Origin of the sequence: uncultured Intestinibacter sp. (assembly GCF_902468165.1) — a bacterium.
Taxonomy (GTDB): domain Bacteria; phylum Bacillota; class Clostridia; order Peptostreptococcales; family Peptostreptococcaceae; genus Intestinibacter.
This window is the reverse complement of record NZ_CABQXJ010000071.1, coordinates 1-17411: the sequence shown is the minus strand read 5'-3', so window position 1 is coordinate 17411 and position 17411 is coordinate 1. Positions and strand designations below refer to the sequence as shown.

Below are 17411 nucleotides of genomic sequence, written 5' to 3'. Positions count from 1 at the left end.
GAATGTACGAGAGATTATCATCTCATTTCATCTTCGTTCCAAGCATCAAATGACACATGTAAAGATTTTTTGGCATTTTACGAAAAGGAGGAAAATTAATATGAATGTCAAATGTGGTGGTATTTATAAGCACAAGAATGATGATGCGTATTCGGTCATTCTATATACGACTGATTTGAAGACAAAAGGCTATTGTCTATTTACGCATGCAAATAGCCATAACGATATCTGCAATCAATGGAAAAAATATCGAAAAGATATTGGACCATACAAGCCAGATCATGCGTATTGGTTTGTAGATACGAGTATATTGGATGACTATTTGGATGGATATGTAGGAGAAATGAATGAAGAAATGCTTGAAGAAATATGTGACACATTAAACTATATTGCACCAATTGATATTGTGCGTGGACGATTATTTGCAGCATGTAATTGCAAATATGCTGTAAATAGTATAAACTCGATTGGACCAGATCTGCAGTATCATTCTGAGAAAACTGGATTGCAAATAGGCAATGATCAAGAAGCAAAAGATCATAGATGTGAAGAATTTCGAGCACATTATGAATAATGAAACGCATTAATGAAAAAATGAAGAAAGAGAGAAGAGAACTTACAAATATTAAGTTCTCTTTTTGTTAATTATTCATATACAAAAAGTCTCTCACATACGGAGGATGTGCAAGAGACTGTAAAAAGGTATATATAATTTATGCAAAAATATTTGGCTTTTCTGCCATGTATATATCGTATCAGATTTCTTGACTTTTGTCAAAGATTTTTTCAAAAACAAATATAATTGCACATGAAAGTTCAACATGTGCGATCATATTCAAATAAAATCAAATTTTCGAAAGGTATGGCATCTCTGCCATAATTTTATATTATCATATTTTGCGTTCTTTGACAATTGACAATATCAATGAAGTTTTAAGAATATCATTTTATATTATGCCAGTGAAAATAATAAATATGATAAAAATCGATAAATAATTATATATAAAAATATTATATAACTTTATTTATACTGCATATTTATACATATCTATTAAAATCTTTTATACACTCCGCACCACGACTGTGACTTAAATCGTAAGCTCGCTTTATGTATATGGAATGGGCACACATCCCTCTGATTAACACGGATAGTTAAATTAGTAAATCGTTATTTTCTTTGGAAAATAAGATAATGTTTTAATAGATTCTTTTGTAAATAAATGTGGAAATTCTTTTCTTAAAATATTATAACTTGCATTGACATCTGCATTGATTTCAGTTCCATCTGCAGCTACATATAATCCACGATAAACTCTTTTCCCAGAAAATACACAGTTATGTTTTTCACCGTAATTTGGAATCTCATCAAGATCAAGAAAACTTGATTGTGAAGTATAAGATTCTTCTCTTTCGATAACATTGATACCAACAACTTCTGCTTTATATTTCAATTTATTAAGGAAACTTCGAAATGGAAGATCTACAAAATTTTGATTGTTTTTTCTTCCAAGATTACATTCTTGTTTCCAATTTGAATTGAGTCCAACAACAATTGTTCCAATTCCATACCTTAAACAATAATCAACAATAAACTTTGAAATCTTATGCATTTCATGATCCATTTTATTATTTCTTTTTGTTGTTAAGGTTTGTAATTTTTTAGACCAATACAATTGATGTAATGTTCCATCTTCTTCAACAAATGGTAATTCTGATTGATATTTTGCTCGCATTTTATTGTAATATTGATTCATGCTTTTCAAGATTTTGCCATTAATAAGAATTGGTCGAAGACCAATCGTATTTGTAATAGTTGCAAAATTATTAACACCTAAATCAATGCCCATATATGCATTTTCGTGAAACTCTGTATCAATCGTTTGAATGGTATCCCATACGATTTCGATTTTATAAATTGTACCCATTGGAATAATACGAGCCTCTTTAAAAACATAATCTTTATGATCAATCCCAATTTTTAATTTTTCAGGTATAAAAGAACAAGTCAAATATTCTCCATCTATTTTGCATTGTTGGTTTGTTAAAGAAACTTTTTTTCTACCATCTTTCTTTTTGTATTTTGGCATTTGTGGTTTTCCAGTATATTTTGATGAATCTTTTGCATATCCACTTAATCCTTTACAAAATCCTTTCCAATCTTTACAAAGATTACGAAGCACTTGTTGAGAGGTTTGTGCTTTCATAGCCTTATATGGATTATCTTCAGTTGTTAAGCAATGTGCAAAATAATAATTTAAAAAATCATAGAACAAAATCCCATTTTCTTTTGAAATTTTTGGTTGTGGCACATAAACTGCTTTTAATAATGTTTCTAACTGTTTTCCAATTTTTACAAGTTCTTCTTTATCTGCATGATCTTCTCTCAATGAACGATATATTTTTTGTAGTGCTTTGATATTCTTTTTCTTTTTTAGGATAAAAGATTTTTTTGATTTTTCATTAAATGCATCAATACATTCATTTAATTCGTCAAAAAGTTTTTGTATATCATTAGGAATGTTTTCTCTTTTATGAAAAATAAAACATTGCCGCAGATAGTAATTTGCTAAATTATAAAGATTTTTCGCACAAAATGTAAGATCATCACAAAATGCAAATAATGGATGGCTTGGTTTGACTTGATAAATAGAAACTCGTTTTGCTTCCAATTCATTATCTTCTAGTGCTTCTTTTTTCTTTGACATGAGCGTGGCCTCCCTTCTTCGTTTATATAAGTATATTATCATATTTATTGACTATTGTCAATGATTTTTTAAAGAAAATTATGACAATTTATCATTATAAATAATTTCTTTAAGTTTTTTAACTCTGCGATTTGAATAAAGTTTCATTGAATAACAATGAAGTAAACTAACAATCTCTTCAAATATTTCCTCAGAATCAAGTTTTGTTGAACCAATTTCACTAACAATAATAATTTTACAATTATATTTTTGAAACAAGTATGTAAATAAGTTAAATCCAATTCGGCTTAATCGATCTTTATATGTAATTACAACAGTATCAATTTTACCAGCAATAATTTCATCTAACATAATAAAAAAATCTTTTCGTTTTTCAAAATCAATTCCACTTGCAATATCTTTGTAAACATTGTTAATTTTTATACCATTAGAAAAACAAAATTGTTTTAATAAGTCTTCTTGATTTTTTAAATCTTGCTTTTGTTTTTGAGTCGAAACCCTACAATAAAGAACTGTTTTTCTATCTACATTTTTATTAAGAAAATCATAAACAGATTTTTCATCATAGTCATACCTACCGTTTGGCAAAACTTGCACTTTGATAGTTCCGTTTTTTACATATTTTGTTAATGTTGGTCGTGTAATTCGCAAAATAGATAAAACTTCTTTTGCTTTCATTAAAAATACAGCTCCTTTCATTTAATTTGTTGTATTATATATAAGTAAAAAATAATTATAACTATTTTTTATAAAAACAGTTAATATTTTTTATAATTTTTATTAATTTTTGATTTTCTTATCATAATTTATTCTCCGATTATATACCCTATCCCAAATAAAGTAATTATATATTGTGGGTTTTTAGAGTCGTCTTCAATCTTTCTGCGCAGTCTTCTTATATTTACTGATAATGTGTTGTCATCTACATAATTTCCATTATAGTCCCAAAGTTTATCTAATAGTATTTGTTTTGTCATTGCTCTACCTTTATTTTTACAAAGAATCTCAAGTAATTTATATTCCGTAGCACTTAATTTAACTTCTTTATCATTTTTATAAACTCTCTTTGCATCATAATCCATCTTTAAATCTCTATATATAAATATTTTTTTCTCTACTATATCACTTCTTTTTAATATAGCATTTATTTTAAATTTTAAAACTTCTACTGAAAATGGCTTTGATATATAATCATCACAACCACATTCAAATCCCTTTATCATATCTTCTTCTGTATCATTTGCTGTAAAAAATACAATTGGAAAGTTTATTTTTGTTTTTATTTCTTTACATAAATCAAGCCCACTACCATCTGGTAAGGTAATATCTAATAATAAAAAATCAATTTCATTATTATCTACTGCTGTTTTGCCTTCTTGTTTTGTATATGCACTTATAACATTATACCCCTCTTTTTTTAAAGCAAATGCAACTCCTTTATTTAAGATTTTGTCGTCTTCAATAATTAAAATATTTCTCATAAAACCCTCCTAATACAGCAAACTAAGGCTTGTAATAAATATATTATTACAAGCCACAGCATATTTTAGTTATTTATTTCTCTTAGTCTTTCTATAACACTTTTATTTGAGCTGTATTTATATACTATGCCCGGTGTTATTGTGCAAACTAAAATTATAATTATGACTAAAAAAATCAATTGACTCGTTGGGAAAATAAATTTGGCATAATCAGCTAAGTTTGCCGTCAACATAGCTATTATATATATTATTCCTATGCCGAGTGTAAATATCATGCACAATGTTATTAGTGCATAATATAATCCTTCAAATGTAAGCATTTTTTTAATTTGTTTTTTCGTCATTCCTACACTTTCCATTATAGCAAGTTCTCTAAGTCTTGTACTGACATTTGTGACCATGACGTTGATAAAATTAAGCAAGCCTATAAATATAAATATCAATGATACTCCCCCGCCTACTACATTCATCATAATTTTACTTTGTGTAAAGTTTTCAGCTCCATCTATTTTTGCATTTACATATGTGCTGTATTTTGTATCTTCTAATTTCTTTTTTATAATCTTGCTATATTCTTTTTTGCAGTCTATTGTCGCCAAAAGCGTCATTTTATCATTTTTAAATTTATTTATAAGAGATTCGCTCATATATATATATGGTACTCCAACTTCATTATCCTCGATAAACTTTACTATACCTTTATTGCTTGATAATAGTTGTATATTTGCCGAAATTATTTTTTCATTTTTATTATTTCTAAATGTCAATTTTTCATCTGAAAAGTCGTAGTTTTTATTATTGTCATAGAAAAAGTTATCCACAAGTATTAATTTACCTTCATTAAATGCTTTTGTGTCTATTTTTCCGCCTTCTGCTTTATTTATTTTTTCTATAGTATCTTTATCTATAAATGCAGTTGCAGTTTCTAGTTTAGATGGATTTTTCTCTATTTTTTGTATATATTTATTTAAATTTTGCTTATAAGTATCAGGATCTCCATATAATTTATATGAATTTTCTAAAGCAGGCATAATCACATTTTTATTAAAATCCATTTTTAATCTATCAAATTTTACTGCATTTACTGATGTAACCCCTTCTATATTTTTGATTTCATCAATAGTTTTGTCTAATTTATCACTACTCTTTGAATTTAAATCTACTATTTCAAAATCATGTGGATAGTATTCTCTAAGATAATTTTCTAAACCTAAACTGCTTGTAAATGTATTTACACTTAAGTAAGTAATTATACCTACAAATAATGATAAAAATACTAATAAAGCTCGCTTTTTGTCTCTAAATACATTATACCAAGCCATCTTATACAACTTGCCACCATTAGTAGATTTTCTGTCTTTCTTTTGTTTTTTACTTTTTTTGCCCGTATAGTTAAGCGCTTCTGTTGGAGAAATTTTGCTCGCTATTTTAGCTGGTTTTATACAACTTATCCAAACTGTAAGTAGTGAAAATAGTATTGTTCCTATAAATACTACTGGTGTAAAATGTGCCTTTGTTGGCAACATATCTGCGTAATAAGTCCCTGCACTAAATCCCTCTAATACTGACGGTACTATTAAAAATGATACTATTACTGCTAAGATTATACCTATTGGAATTCCTATTAATGAAAGTCTCAAGCCCTGTCCTTTTACAATTTTTTTAATTTGTTTTGGTGATGCACCTATTGTTTTTAACATTCCATAAAATTGTATATCTTTTGTTATAGCAATATATAATATATTGTAAATTAATAAATATCCGCTTAAAATCATAAAAAAGCTGACTATTACTACTATAGCTAAAGACGTAATTTTAGCATTTTCTTCAGAATTTGATTGTTCATATAAAGTTACAAATGATTGGTTTTTATTTAAATCTACACCTGATTTTAATATATTTTCTGCATTCTCTTTTTTGCTGTCCTTTATATCAATAGTAAGTATTCCGTTTTTTTCTAATGATAAGTTATGTTTTTTAACAAATTTATTTGAAACATATGATAATTTATCTATATCATTTCTTTTTTCCATTGAATAATCTGTATAAGTACCGCTTACTACAAATTCTATCGATTCTGTCTTTTTATTTATATTGCAGTTTAATATTACTTTATCGCCCGGCTTTATATCTTTTAATTTTAATAAATCTATTACAGATTGCGATAACATAATTTCATTTTCTTTATCTGGATAATTACCTTTTATATCTCCAACTGCTGGTGAAATTTGTTTTTCCCAAGCTTCTTTGTCTATATATTCAAGATATATTTTTGAATCATTATTTTTTAGTTTATTTGAATTAACATTTCCGACTGTAATCTCTTTTCCTATACTATCTGTTATATTTAAATCTTTGATTTGTGAAATTTGTTTTTCTGTTGGATTATTCAAATAAGCATTTGCTGTGCTACCTGCATCTCTTAGATTCATAAGTTGATAATTTTTATTAAAACTTATCCCCAAGGTAAAAACACATGCCAACATAAAAGTTGTCAAAACTATCGCTATAATTACAAAAATATTTCTAGTTTTATTTGATTTAAGCGACCTATTTGTAATTTTTTTTATTATTTCTTTATTATTGTTTTCAAATTTCATTAATCGTCACCTCTTGCAATCTTTCCATCTTCGATTCTTATAATCCTATCTGCAAGTTGAGCGATTTCTTCATTATGAGTGATCATAACAATAGTTTGGTTGAATTTTTGACTAGTCATCTTCAAAAGGCCAATAACATCCATTCCTGTCTTGCTGTCTAAGTTTCCTGTTGGCTCATCTGCCAAAATTATCGCTGGTTTTGTCGCAATTGCTCTAGCTATGGCAACACGCTGTTGTTGTCCTCCCGACAAATTATTCGGCATATTTGTCAATTTTTGATTTAGTCCAAGCGTATTTACTATTGAATCTATATAATCTTCATCAATTTTAACTCCATCTAACTCAATCGGTAAAACTATATTTTCATATACATTTAAAATTGGGACTAAATTATAGTTTTGAAATATAAATCCTATATTTCTTCGTCTAAATATAGTAAGTTCTTCATCTTTCATATCGCCTAATTTCTTATTATTTATATATACATCCCCACTAGTCAGCTTATCTAAGCCTCCTAACATATTCAAAAGAGTTGATTTACCACTACCAGAACTCCCAACGATTGCAACAAATTCTCCTTGTTCTACTTCTAAACTTAGATTGTCTAATGCTTTTACTTCATTTTCATCTTGACCATATATTTTTATCAAATTTTCAGCTTTTAATATACTCATATTTACACCTCTATAATTAATTTTCTATTTATATCTTAATAAAAACTTCTGACAATCTTATGACAGCTTTAAAAATTTGTGTAGACAAATTTCTTCCTTCTTTTTATTTATTACTATTTGATTACAATATTGTCTACAAAATACATCTTATTTCGCATTTTTGTTACTAATTGTTACTATTCATTAATTTTATTACTATTTGATTACAATATATATTTTTTCTAACCATTAATCACTTATGATGCTATAATGGAGTTGTTGTAAAGAAAATAAGAAATCTTAAATAAAGATTTTAAAGCAACATTAGTAATTTGAAAAATATTTAAAAGTATGCGTCAAATCGTAAGACTAAATTAAAAACTATTGGGGGTATTTAATATGAAAAATAATTTTCAAAAAGTAATGGTAACTGGTCTAGCATCTATCGTTTGTGCTGGAAGCATGTCAATAGCGACTTTACCAAATTACAGTAACTTAAATTCTGTAGACGCAGTTTATGCTGCAACAATAAAAGATACAGCAATGACTGCTACTGGTACAGTAAATAGTAATGTATTTTTAAGAAAAGGACCTGGTACTAGTTATGGTAAAATAACTATTTTAACTAAAGGTTCTAAAGTAGATATCGTTGCGAAATCTTCTAATGGTTGGTACAAAATAAAATATAAAAATAGTTATGGATATTCTTATAAAGATTATATAACTGTTAAAGACTCTGATGTAACGACAACTGAAACAGAATACACTGCTACAGGAACTACAACAACAAGTCTTAATGTTAGAAAATCTCCATCTGCTTCAGCAACTAAATTAGGTACTTTAGGTAAAAATGCTAAAGTAGATATAGTTGCTAAAGTTTCTAATGGTTGGTATAAAATAAAATATAACGGAGGTTATGGTTATATCTCTGGTTCTTATGTAAAAACTTCTACTACACAAGAAGAAACTACTGAAACAGCTTATACTGCTACTGGTACTACTAAAAATAGCCTTAATGTAAGAAAAGGTGCCGGTACTTCTTATGATAAATTAGGCTCATTAAAGAAAGGTGCTAAAGTCGACATAGTAGCTAAAACTTCTAATGGTTGGTATAAAATAAAATACAATAAAGATTTCGGATATGTTTCTGGTTCTTATGTTACTATAGGTTCTAGTACACCAACTACTCCTACTACTGGCGAAACTGAATATACTGCTACTGGTACTCCTAAATACAACTTAAAAGTAAGAGCTGCTGCTTCTACTTCTTCTAAACAAATAGGTAGCGTTAAAAAAGGTGCTAAAGTTGAAATAGTTGCTAAAACTACTAACAACGCTTGGTATAAAATAAAATATAATAAAGGTTATGGCTATGTAGCTGCTCAATATGTTACTGTAAAATCTACTACTGATACACCTACTACTCCTGAAGTTAAATATCCAGCAACTGGTGTAGCTGTTCATGCAGTATTTATAAGAGAATCTGCTAACACTAAATCTAAAGAAGTTGGTGTATTATATACAAACGATACAATTACTGTATTAGGTAAAGCTACTGATGGTTGGTACAAAGTACAATATAAAGATAAAGACGGAAATACTGACAAAATAGGATATGTTTATGGTGACTATTTAACTATAAAATAATTTAGACTAAAATAATCTAGATTAAAGTAATTTAGACCATTTATTAAAATTATAACTCATTAAAGTTATACAAATATTTTAATTGCTTTATAATATAATTTCCTATATAAGAAAAGCTCTTACAAGTATCATTACTTATAAGAGCTTTTTTATTAGGTTTATTTAATTTATTATTAAAGTTATTAAATTTTTATCTTGTTATTAAACCTATTTACGGAATAAGTTTAATAATTTTTGCCAGAAGTTAAGTTCTTCAGTTTTTTCTTCTACTGCTTTAACTTCTTGTTTTTTAATATCTTCAGTTTTTATTACGAATTGTACTGAATCTACATCTGTGTTTTTGTCAGATACGAATGATTCTACTTCAAAATCACCACCTGCAAAACTTTCTATCATAGAATCTACTTCATCATCTACTTTTTTATCAAGATCTGATGTTTCTTTTTTGAATTCACCAGTTCCTTCAGTAAGTTCAGTTGTTCCTTTGTATAAGCTGTTAGTTCCACTTACTAAATCAAGAGCCCCTTGATAAACTTTTCCATATCCATCAGTTATTTTGCTTACTGCTCCTGTGTATTCTTTTATTCCGCTATCTAAAACTGCATAGTTATCAGTTAATTTGTTTATTCCGCTTTTTAATTGAGTCATGTTTGCCATTAAGTTATTTAATGAAGACACTAAACCTTGTATACTTTCATCAAATTTTTTGTAGTTACTTTGTAATGATAATGCACCACTCATTAAAGTTGTTTGACCAGAAGATGTACTCATTTGTGCGCTTATTCCGCTTATAAGTTGAGAACTTCCTGATATATATGTTGCATCTGCTTTTAATAAAGTTTCTACAGATATTAATTTACCTGCTGTTTGAACATATTGTGTAACTGCTGCTGTATTACCAGCTGTTACTTGTGCATATAATGCTGCAGCTTCTTGATTACCTGATTGAGATAATTGAGCTAATTTGCTTATTACAGCTTGGTTTCCACCTGAAGTATAAGCACTGTATAATGCTCTTTGAGTGCTAGTAATTCCTAAAGATTGTAAAGCTGCTTGGTTTTTTTGTGCAAGTTCTGCACCACTGCTTAATCCAGCATTTGCTAAACTGCTGTTGTATTGGTTTATACTAGAGTTTACAGTTTGTAATCCTCCTACTAAGCTGTCTATTCCACCTTTTATACTAGTAGATGCTGCTGATAATTGTTTTAAATCATCTGCTGAAGTTGATACATTGTTAAGTGATGATTGTATTGTTTTTAATGCACTTAATACTTCACTAGAACCACTATTTAAACTTGATGATTTTGAGTTTAATTGGTTTAATCCATCTTGTATAGTTTTTATACCATCTGCTAAAGAAACTGCCCCAGTGTTTAACTGATTAGCACCGTCGTTTAATTCGTTAGCACCATTATCTAATTCAGAAACTGCATCTTGTAATGTTGTAAGTTGATCAGTTAAAGCTGATGTATCTATAGAATCAGTATCTAATCCTAAGTTTAAGTTTATTCCGTTTACTTGGATTCCACTCATTTCAAAATCAGTTACATCTGTTGATATTTCTATTTCTTTTTCATTTCCTGGTAATATTGTATAAGTAAGTTGTTTTAAACCACCTACATTAGCCATAGTAGCACTTTCACTTTCTATGTTTTTACATAAGTTTGTATCTAATTGAAGAACTGTTTGTAATGCATAGTTTTCAAAGAAGTTCTTTTTGCAGTTTTCGTTTTTCTTTATAGAAATTGTTATTTCTAATTTACCGCTTTTACCAGCAAGATCTTGTGCTTTGTATTCTTTTCCGTCTAATTTATATTTTACTTTTATATTCCATGGCATTTCAGTATTTGATTTCATAATACCTTGGTAGTATAATTCGTCCCCAGAATTATCTATTGTTATTTTTCCATTTGAATATTTTATTTCATCACTTGAAGTCATGTTTTTTACTTCGTCGTAATTTCCATAGTCAACTATATCTTTATCTTTAAATATGTTTACTGCATATATTTTTTCTATCTCACCAGAAGTACTTAAATTTGCATAAATTACTTCTTCCTTTTCACTTGATTTTGTAGCTGCTAATGAAACTGATGTAAATGCACTAGAACCACATATTGCCCCAGCCATCGCAACTGCAACGATTTTATTGTAATTTTTCATATAACGCACTCTCCTATTTTATCAAGTTTAAATCTATTTTTATTAACTAAATTTATCGTTTTAATCTTAGGTTAAACTAAGGTAAAAACCTTAGTCTAACTCTAAACCTTTATAACCATCTTTTTCGTATGATTCTTTTTCTTTTTTATTGAAGAATTTAACTCCAACTGTTGTTTTTTGGATTAATCCATCAAATATATATAACATTCCCGGAATTACAAATAGAACAATTAATGTTGATAATGCCGTACCTCTTGCTAATAAATGTCCTAATTGGCTAAGTATTCCGTGTGTTGATATTTTCCATAGTAGAAGACCAGCAATAGTAAGTATTGATGCTGATGTCATAATTGATACTGTTGTAGATCTTAAAGTTTCTACTATAGTTTTCTTTTTAGATGCTGTCTCTCTAACTTCCATATATCTACTTGTAAGAAGTATCGCGTAGTCAACTGTCGCCCCCAATTGAACAGAACTTATTATTAAGTATGCTATATAGAACACAAAGTCATTTGTGAAATATGGCACTGATAAGTTTATCCATATTGCAGTTTCTATTGCTAATACTAATATAACTGGTATAGTTATTGATTTCATACTAAGAAGTAATACTACAAATACTGCACCTATTGCTATAAGATTTACTCTATCGTTGTCTTTTGTGATAGTATCCATTAAGTCGTAAGTACTTGCACTTTCACCTGCTAAAAGATATTTATCTCCATAATAAGATTTAGCTAGTGAACGAATTTCTTCTATAAGGTTGAAAGTTTTTTCACCTTCAAAATCAGCATCTACTGTAAGAACTAATCTACTGTAGTTATCTGATATTAATTTAGATAATGTTTCATTATCTACATAATCCATAGGTACCTCAGCCCCAGCATTATCTACATAAGAAAGTATGCTTGTAACCTCTGGCATATCGTGTAATTTTTTACTTAATTCAGTTTCTTTTTCTAAATCACCTTTTGGAACCATTAAAACTAAGTTGTTTGATTTTCCAAAAGTATCTTCTATTATTTTAGTATCTCTACCTATTTGTGTATCAGTACTGAATATTTGTGATGATCCATAAGAGAAGAAGTTCTCTTTTTGACCTAAGTTACAAGGTATTATGAATAATACAAATACTAATACTGCTGGGACCATAAGTTTAGTAACAAATTGTCCAAATTTACCAAAGTCAGGTAAGAATGATTTATGTTTTGTTTTATCTATTAGTGGATAACAGTATAGTAATACTACTGGGAATAATACAAAGACTGTTATTAAACTTAAGAATATAGCTTTAGCCATTGCAAGACCCATATCTGGACCTATTTTAAATCTCATAAGTATAAGTGCTGCGAACCCGATTACTGTTGTAAGTCCACTTGATAAAATCGAACCTGTCGATTTACAAAGAGCATTGATCATAGCCTCTTTTGGAGCTTGACCTTCTTCTCTCATTTCTTGGAAACGGTGTAATAAGAATATCGAGTAGTCCATCGATACCGCCAACTGAAGTACACCACCGGCTGCATTTGTTACGAATGAAATCGTACCAAACATTAAGTTACTACCTTTATTAAGTAATATTGCTACCCCTATTGACCCTAGTAATAATATAGGTTCTATCCATGAACTTGAAGTTAAGAATAAAACTGCTAAACATATTGGTATTACTAAGAATATTATATTTTTTACTTCTTTATTTGTTGCTTGTGCTGCAATAGCTGTATTTATTGCTGCCCCTGCCATAGAATTGTCGTCACCGATTAAATCTCTAATCGCGTTTACTGTCTCAATTCTTGTATGTTCATTAATTGTTACTGTAAATAATGCCTTATTATCTTTATAATAATTTTCTACAGTATCTTTATCAGCTGTTTCTAATGGTATATCCGTATCTACAACATCATCTAACCAAGTTACATCTTCTACACCTTCAATTTCTGATAACTTTTGTTTCATCTCAAGTGCCTGTGCAACGGTCAAATTGGAAACCATAACTCTTGCATTAGGGATACTCATGTCGTATTCTTCATTCATAGTATCAAGAGCCACTGTTGATGCTGTCCCATCTGGTAAATAATCATTTATGTCGTAATTGACATTTACCATAGTACTGCAAACTGCAGAAACAATCATAGCCATAACAAATGCAACTATTACTGTTTTTTTATGATTGACTATACTCTCATAAAGCTTTCTCATAAATTATCCTCCTTAATTAACGTCGTGTTGATTTAAATGATAAAATCCATTATAATTTCATAATAGTTGAATTTCAATAATCAATGATTTTAATTTTGTTTAAATTTAGACAGTACTATTTTATTTTGTATACAAATCAACACTTTTTTTAAATATGTTGATTTTTTAGGAGGATATTATGGAGAAAAAAACTGACAGAAGAATTAGAAAAACAAAACAACAATTACAAGAAGGTTTTATCCACCTTAGAAAAAGTAAGAGTATTAAAGATATCACTGTCAAAGAACTTTGCGAATTGACAGATCTAAACAGAGGTACTTTTTATCTACATTATAAAGATATATATGATTTATCAGAGCAAATGGAAAATGAAATTATTCTTAAATTTGAAGAGGCTTTAAATTCATATTCAGTTGATGGCGAAACTTCACCACAAACCATTATGTGTAAAGCATTCGAAATCATAAAAGAAAACGCCGATTTTTGTACTTGCCTTTTAAGTAATACTGGTGAGATGACATTTTTTAATAAATTAAAAACCATAATCCGCGATGGATGTTTTCAATATTGGACAGAACTATTTAGTAAGCCTAAAAAGGTAGAGACTTTTGATTATTTCTTTAACTTTATGCTTTATGGATGTATAGGTATAATCGAGTCATGGCTAAATAGCGGTCTTAAAGAATCACCACAAGAGATGGCCCAATTAGCGAGCAAAGTCATGCTCAATGGTGTTACAGTATTACATTAATTTAAAACTTGCATACATAAATTTTTATTATATACATAAATCATATTTTTATAACCTTATATACTTCCCTATATAATAAGATGTCTTTTTATTATATAGGGAATGTTTTTTTAATAGCTTTCTTTTACTTCTTTTATTTCTCTTTTTTCACTCTTCTTTTTTTCTGGTTTTCCCTCATAAAAATTTGCTCCCACTGTAGTCTTTCTTATTAATGTATCAAAAATATACAACATGCCTGGGATTACAAATAATACAATAATAGTAGATAAAACTGTTCCCCTACCTAATAAGTGTCCCAATTGGCTAAGAACACCATGAGTTGAGATTTTCCACAACAATACTCCCGCAAGAGTAAGTATTGATCATAGGAAGTTCAGCACCTGCACTATCTACATATGAAATAATGCTAGATACTTGAGGTATTTCATGCAACTTATCGCTTAGCTCTGTTTCCTTTTGTAAATCTCCCTTTGGCACCATCAAAACTAAATTATTTGATTTTCCAAATATGCTGTCAATCTTTCTAGTATCTCTACCTATTTGTGTATTTTCGCTAAATAGCTTAGATGAGCCGTATGAAAATGAATTAATCTTTTGTGCCAAATTACAAGGTACTATCAAGATAAAAAATACTATTACTGCAGGTAACATAACTTTCATCACTACTTTGCTGAATTTTTCAAAGTCTGGCACTATATATTTATGTCTAGTTTTATCAATCAATGGATAAAAATAAAGTAGTACAACAGGGAATAATACAAATACTGTAATTAAACTCAATGTTATAGCTTTTGCCATTGCAATCCCCATATCTGGACCTATTTTAAACCTCATAAGTATAAGAGCTGCAAATCCAATTATTGTTGTAAGACCACTCGATAAAATCGAACTTGTCGATTTACATAAAGCATTTATCATAGCTTCTTTTGGCTCTTGCCCTTGTGCTCTCATTTCTTCAAATCGGTGTAATAAAAATATTGAATAGTCCATAGATACGGTTAGTTGTAATACTCCACCTGCTGCATTTGTAACAAATGAAATAGTTCCAAACATTAAATTTGTTCCTTTATTTAATATTATCGCTACCCCAATTGTCCCCAATAACAATATCGGCTCTATCCATGAGTGTGAAGTTATACATAAAATTGCTAGACAAATAGGCAATACTAAAAGAATAATTTTCTTTATCTCGCTATTTGTCGCCTGTGTCGCTACTGCTGTGTTGACTGCTGAACCAGACATCGAGTTTTCATCTCCAATTAATTTTCTAATTGCATTTACTGTCTCTAGTCTTGTTTGTTCATCTACTGTTACTGTAAACAACGCATTGTTATCTTTATAATAATTTTCAACAACGTCTTTATCTTGTGTTCCCAAAGGTATATAAGTATCTACAACATCATCTAACCAAGTTACATCATCTACGCCATCTATATCGAGTAGCTTTTGCTTCATATCAAGTGCTTCAGAAATGCTTACATCTGATATCATAACTCTGGCATTTGGTATACTCATATCATACTCTTTATTCATAGTATCAAGCGCAACTGTTGATGCCGTCCCATCTGGCAAGTAGTCATTCATATCGTAATTTACATTTACCATAGTCCCGCAAAGAGCACAAATAACCACACTGATGAAAAACACAACGATTACTGTCTTTCTATGATTGACAATCACCTCATAAAACTTCCTCATATATTTGCCCCCCTTTTAATTAACATCGTGTTGATTTATTTTTCAAAATAAATTATAATTTCATCATAGTTATATTTCAATAATCAATAAGTCTCGTACATGTTTAAATATCAACATATACAAACCTTATTGTCTTAAAATAAACATATTATATAAAATTGGGTATAAAAGGAGATTTGTTATGGAGAAAAAAATTGATAGAAGGGTAAGAAAAACAAAACAACAACTTCAAGATGGTTTTATACAACTTAGAAAGAAAAAAGATCTTAAAGATATAACTGTTAAAGAACTTTGCGAATTGACAGATTTAAATAGAGGGACTTTTTATCTACATTATAAAGATATTTATGATTTATCTGAGCAATTAGAGAGTTCACTATTTATATCTCTCCAAGACGTACTAGACAAACACTCCCTTGACTATGAAAATAATCTTACAAATTCGCCAGAACCTCTACTTAGAGATATACTTCAACTTATAAAAGATAATGCTGATTTTTGTACAATGCTTTTAAGTGATACAGGCGAAATCACTTTTATCAATAAACTAAAAAAACTTGTACTAGATATTGTCTTTAAAAAATGCATCAATATATTTGATTTTAATAAAGAAGAACATTTTACATATTCTTATAACTTTATACTATATGGATGTATCGGTATAATCGATTCTTGGTTACTGAATGGACTAAAAGAGTCACCAGAAGAAATCGCACAACTTACAAGTAAAATGATTTTAGATGGAATTAATCTTTTGAATTAAATTTCCTTAGAATTAAAAAAGCAACTTATTAGATATAACTTATATATCTATAGTTGCTTTTTATTATGTATCAAATTATTTATATTATTTTCAACACTTATTTAAATATTATCTACTATATTTCTCGCCCACTTCTTAGAAATTGCTCTCGGCACTCCGAATATGAATTTTGCAACTTCTTCAGTATAAGTAAGTGCAACTAAAATATAAATTGGTACTCCTTTGTATGCAGCAAAGAATGTTATTGGAAGTGAAACTAACCACATACATCCCATTTCTAAGAATAATGAGTATTTAGTATCTCCACCACTTCTAAGCACACCTATTACTATAAATGTATTAAACGTTCTAAGCGCCATTAGTACTCCCATAACTTTAAATATCTTTATGATATCTGGAGCTAAATTATCTGAAACACTGAATAATTTTAATAATATTGGAGTCGCTGCTATTAATAATGCACCGAATAAAATTCCCGCAATAGTAACTAATACAGAGAATTTTTTAGAGTATTTTATTGCTGTATCTATGTTGTTTGCCCCTAGTTCGTTACCCATCATTATTGACGAACCGATAGCTATACAGACAGCAGTCATTATAAAGAAGTTTCCTGTTGTACTTGCGATTTGGCTAGCTGCCATAGCTGACGTACCTGCAGTTGCATATGCTACTGAATAAAGTACGCTACCAAATGCCCAGAATGTATCGTTTAAAAATACTGGTGTAGTCTTTTTAATTACATTTGTCGCAA

Annotated in this window: 14 protein-coding genes; 4 read left to right on the top strand and 10 right to left on the bottom strand. The window is 28.8% G+C overall.

What is annotated here, in order from left to right; genetic code table 11:
• Positions 1–310 precede the first annotated feature (310 nt).
• Complete coding sequence (locus tag RDX53_RS11465; RefSeq protein ID WP_307994191.1) at positions 311–574, top strand: hypothetical protein; 264 nt, start codon at positions 311–313, stop codon at positions 572–574.
• A 583-nt stretch (positions 575–1157) separates the two neighbouring features.
• On the opposite strand, the gene RDX53_RS11460 is transcribed toward RDX53_RS11465, so the two are convergent.
• From RDX53_RS11460 to RDX53_RS11440, 5 genes are all read right to left on the bottom strand, one after another.
• A complete protein-coding gene (locus tag RDX53_RS11460; RefSeq protein ID WP_307994190.1) occupies positions 1158–2705 on the bottom strand; it encodes a transposase in 1548 nt (515 codons plus the stop codon).
• Positions 2706–2783: 78 nt separating this feature from the next.
• Positions 2784–3383, bottom strand: a complete 600-nt coding sequence (locus tag RDX53_RS11455; protein WP_307994189.1) for an IS607 family transposase — start codon at positions 3381–3383, stop codon at positions 2784–2786.
• Between the two features lie 128 nt (positions 3384–3511).
• The gene (locus RDX53_RS11450) at positions 3512–4186 is read right to left on the bottom strand and encodes a response regulator transcription factor (protein WP_307994188.1); all 675 of its coding nucleotides are present in this window, start codon (positions 4184–4186) and stop codon (positions 3512–3514) included.
• A 65-nt stretch (positions 4187–4251) separates the two neighbouring features.
• A complete protein-coding gene (locus RDX53_RS11445) occupies positions 4252–6786 on the bottom strand; it encodes an FtsX-like permease family protein (protein WP_307994187.1) in 2535 nt (844 codons plus the stop codon).
• Entirely contained in the window at positions 6786–7460 is a 675-nt protein-coding gene (locus RDX53_RS11440) for an ABC transporter ATP-binding protein (protein WP_307994186.1), read from the bottom strand. Before RDX53_RS11440 ends, RDX53_RS11445 begins: the two co-directional genes overlap by 1 nt.
• 378 nt (positions 7461–7838) lie before the next feature.
• On the opposite strand from RDX53_RS11440, the gene RDX53_RS11435 reads away from it, so the two are divergent.
• Positions 7839–9086 carry an SH3 domain-containing protein gene (locus RDX53_RS11435; RefSeq protein WP_307994185.1) on the top strand — a complete coding sequence of 416 codons (1248 nt, stop codon included), beginning with the start codon at positions 7839–7841 and terminating at the stop codon, positions 9084–9086.
• Positions 9087–9293: 207 nt separating this feature from the next.
• Here the strand turns inward: RDX53_RS11435 and RDX53_RS11430 are convergent, their stop codons facing one another.
• Positions 9294–11249 (bottom strand): hypothetical protein, encoded by a 1956-nt coding sequence (locus tag RDX53_RS11430; RefSeq protein ID WP_307994183.1) that lies wholly within the window; start codon positions 11247–11249, stop codon positions 9294–9296.
• A 90-nt stretch (positions 11250–11339) separates the two neighbouring features.
• Positions 11340–13448, bottom strand: coding sequence for an RND family transporter (locus RDX53_RS11425; RefSeq protein WP_295574141.1), 2109 nt, complete (start codon positions 13446–13448; stop codon positions 11340–11342).
• Positions 13449–13626: 178 nt separating this feature from the next.
• Here RDX53_RS11425 and RDX53_RS11420 point away from each other — a divergent pair, with 178 nt between their 5' ends.
• Positions 13627–14199 carry a TetR/AcrR family transcriptional regulator gene (locus tag RDX53_RS11420; protein ID WP_295677582.1) on the top strand — a complete coding sequence of 191 codons (573 nt, stop codon included), beginning with the start codon at positions 13627–13629 and terminating at the stop codon, positions 14197–14199.
• A gap of 110 nt (positions 14200–14309) precedes the next feature.
• On the opposite strand, the gene RDX53_RS11415 is transcribed toward RDX53_RS11420, so the two are convergent.
• A complete protein-coding gene (locus tag RDX53_RS11415) occupies positions 14310–14534 on the bottom strand; it encodes a hypothetical protein (protein WP_243269572.1) in 225 nt (74 codons plus the stop codon).
• Complete coding sequence (locus RDX53_RS11410; RefSeq protein ID WP_307994182.1) at positions 14503–15897, bottom strand: MMPL family transporter; 1395 nt, start codon at positions 15895–15897, stop codon at positions 14503–14505. The genes RDX53_RS11415 and RDX53_RS11410 overlap by 32 nt, the downstream gene beginning before the upstream one ends.
• Before the next feature lie 181 nt (positions 15898–16078).
• On the opposite strand from RDX53_RS11410, the gene RDX53_RS11405 reads away from it, so the two are divergent.
• Complete coding sequence (locus RDX53_RS11405) at positions 16079–16660, top strand: TetR/AcrR family transcriptional regulator (RefSeq protein WP_195930154.1); 582 nt, start codon at positions 16079–16081, stop codon at positions 16658–16660.
• Between the two features lie 101 nt (positions 16661–16761).
• On the opposite strand, the gene RDX53_RS11400 is transcribed toward RDX53_RS11405, so the two are convergent.
• Positions 16762–17411: MATE family efflux transporter (locus RDX53_RS11400; protein WP_307994181.1), on the bottom strand; the 650-nt coding region annotated here is incomplete at its 5' end.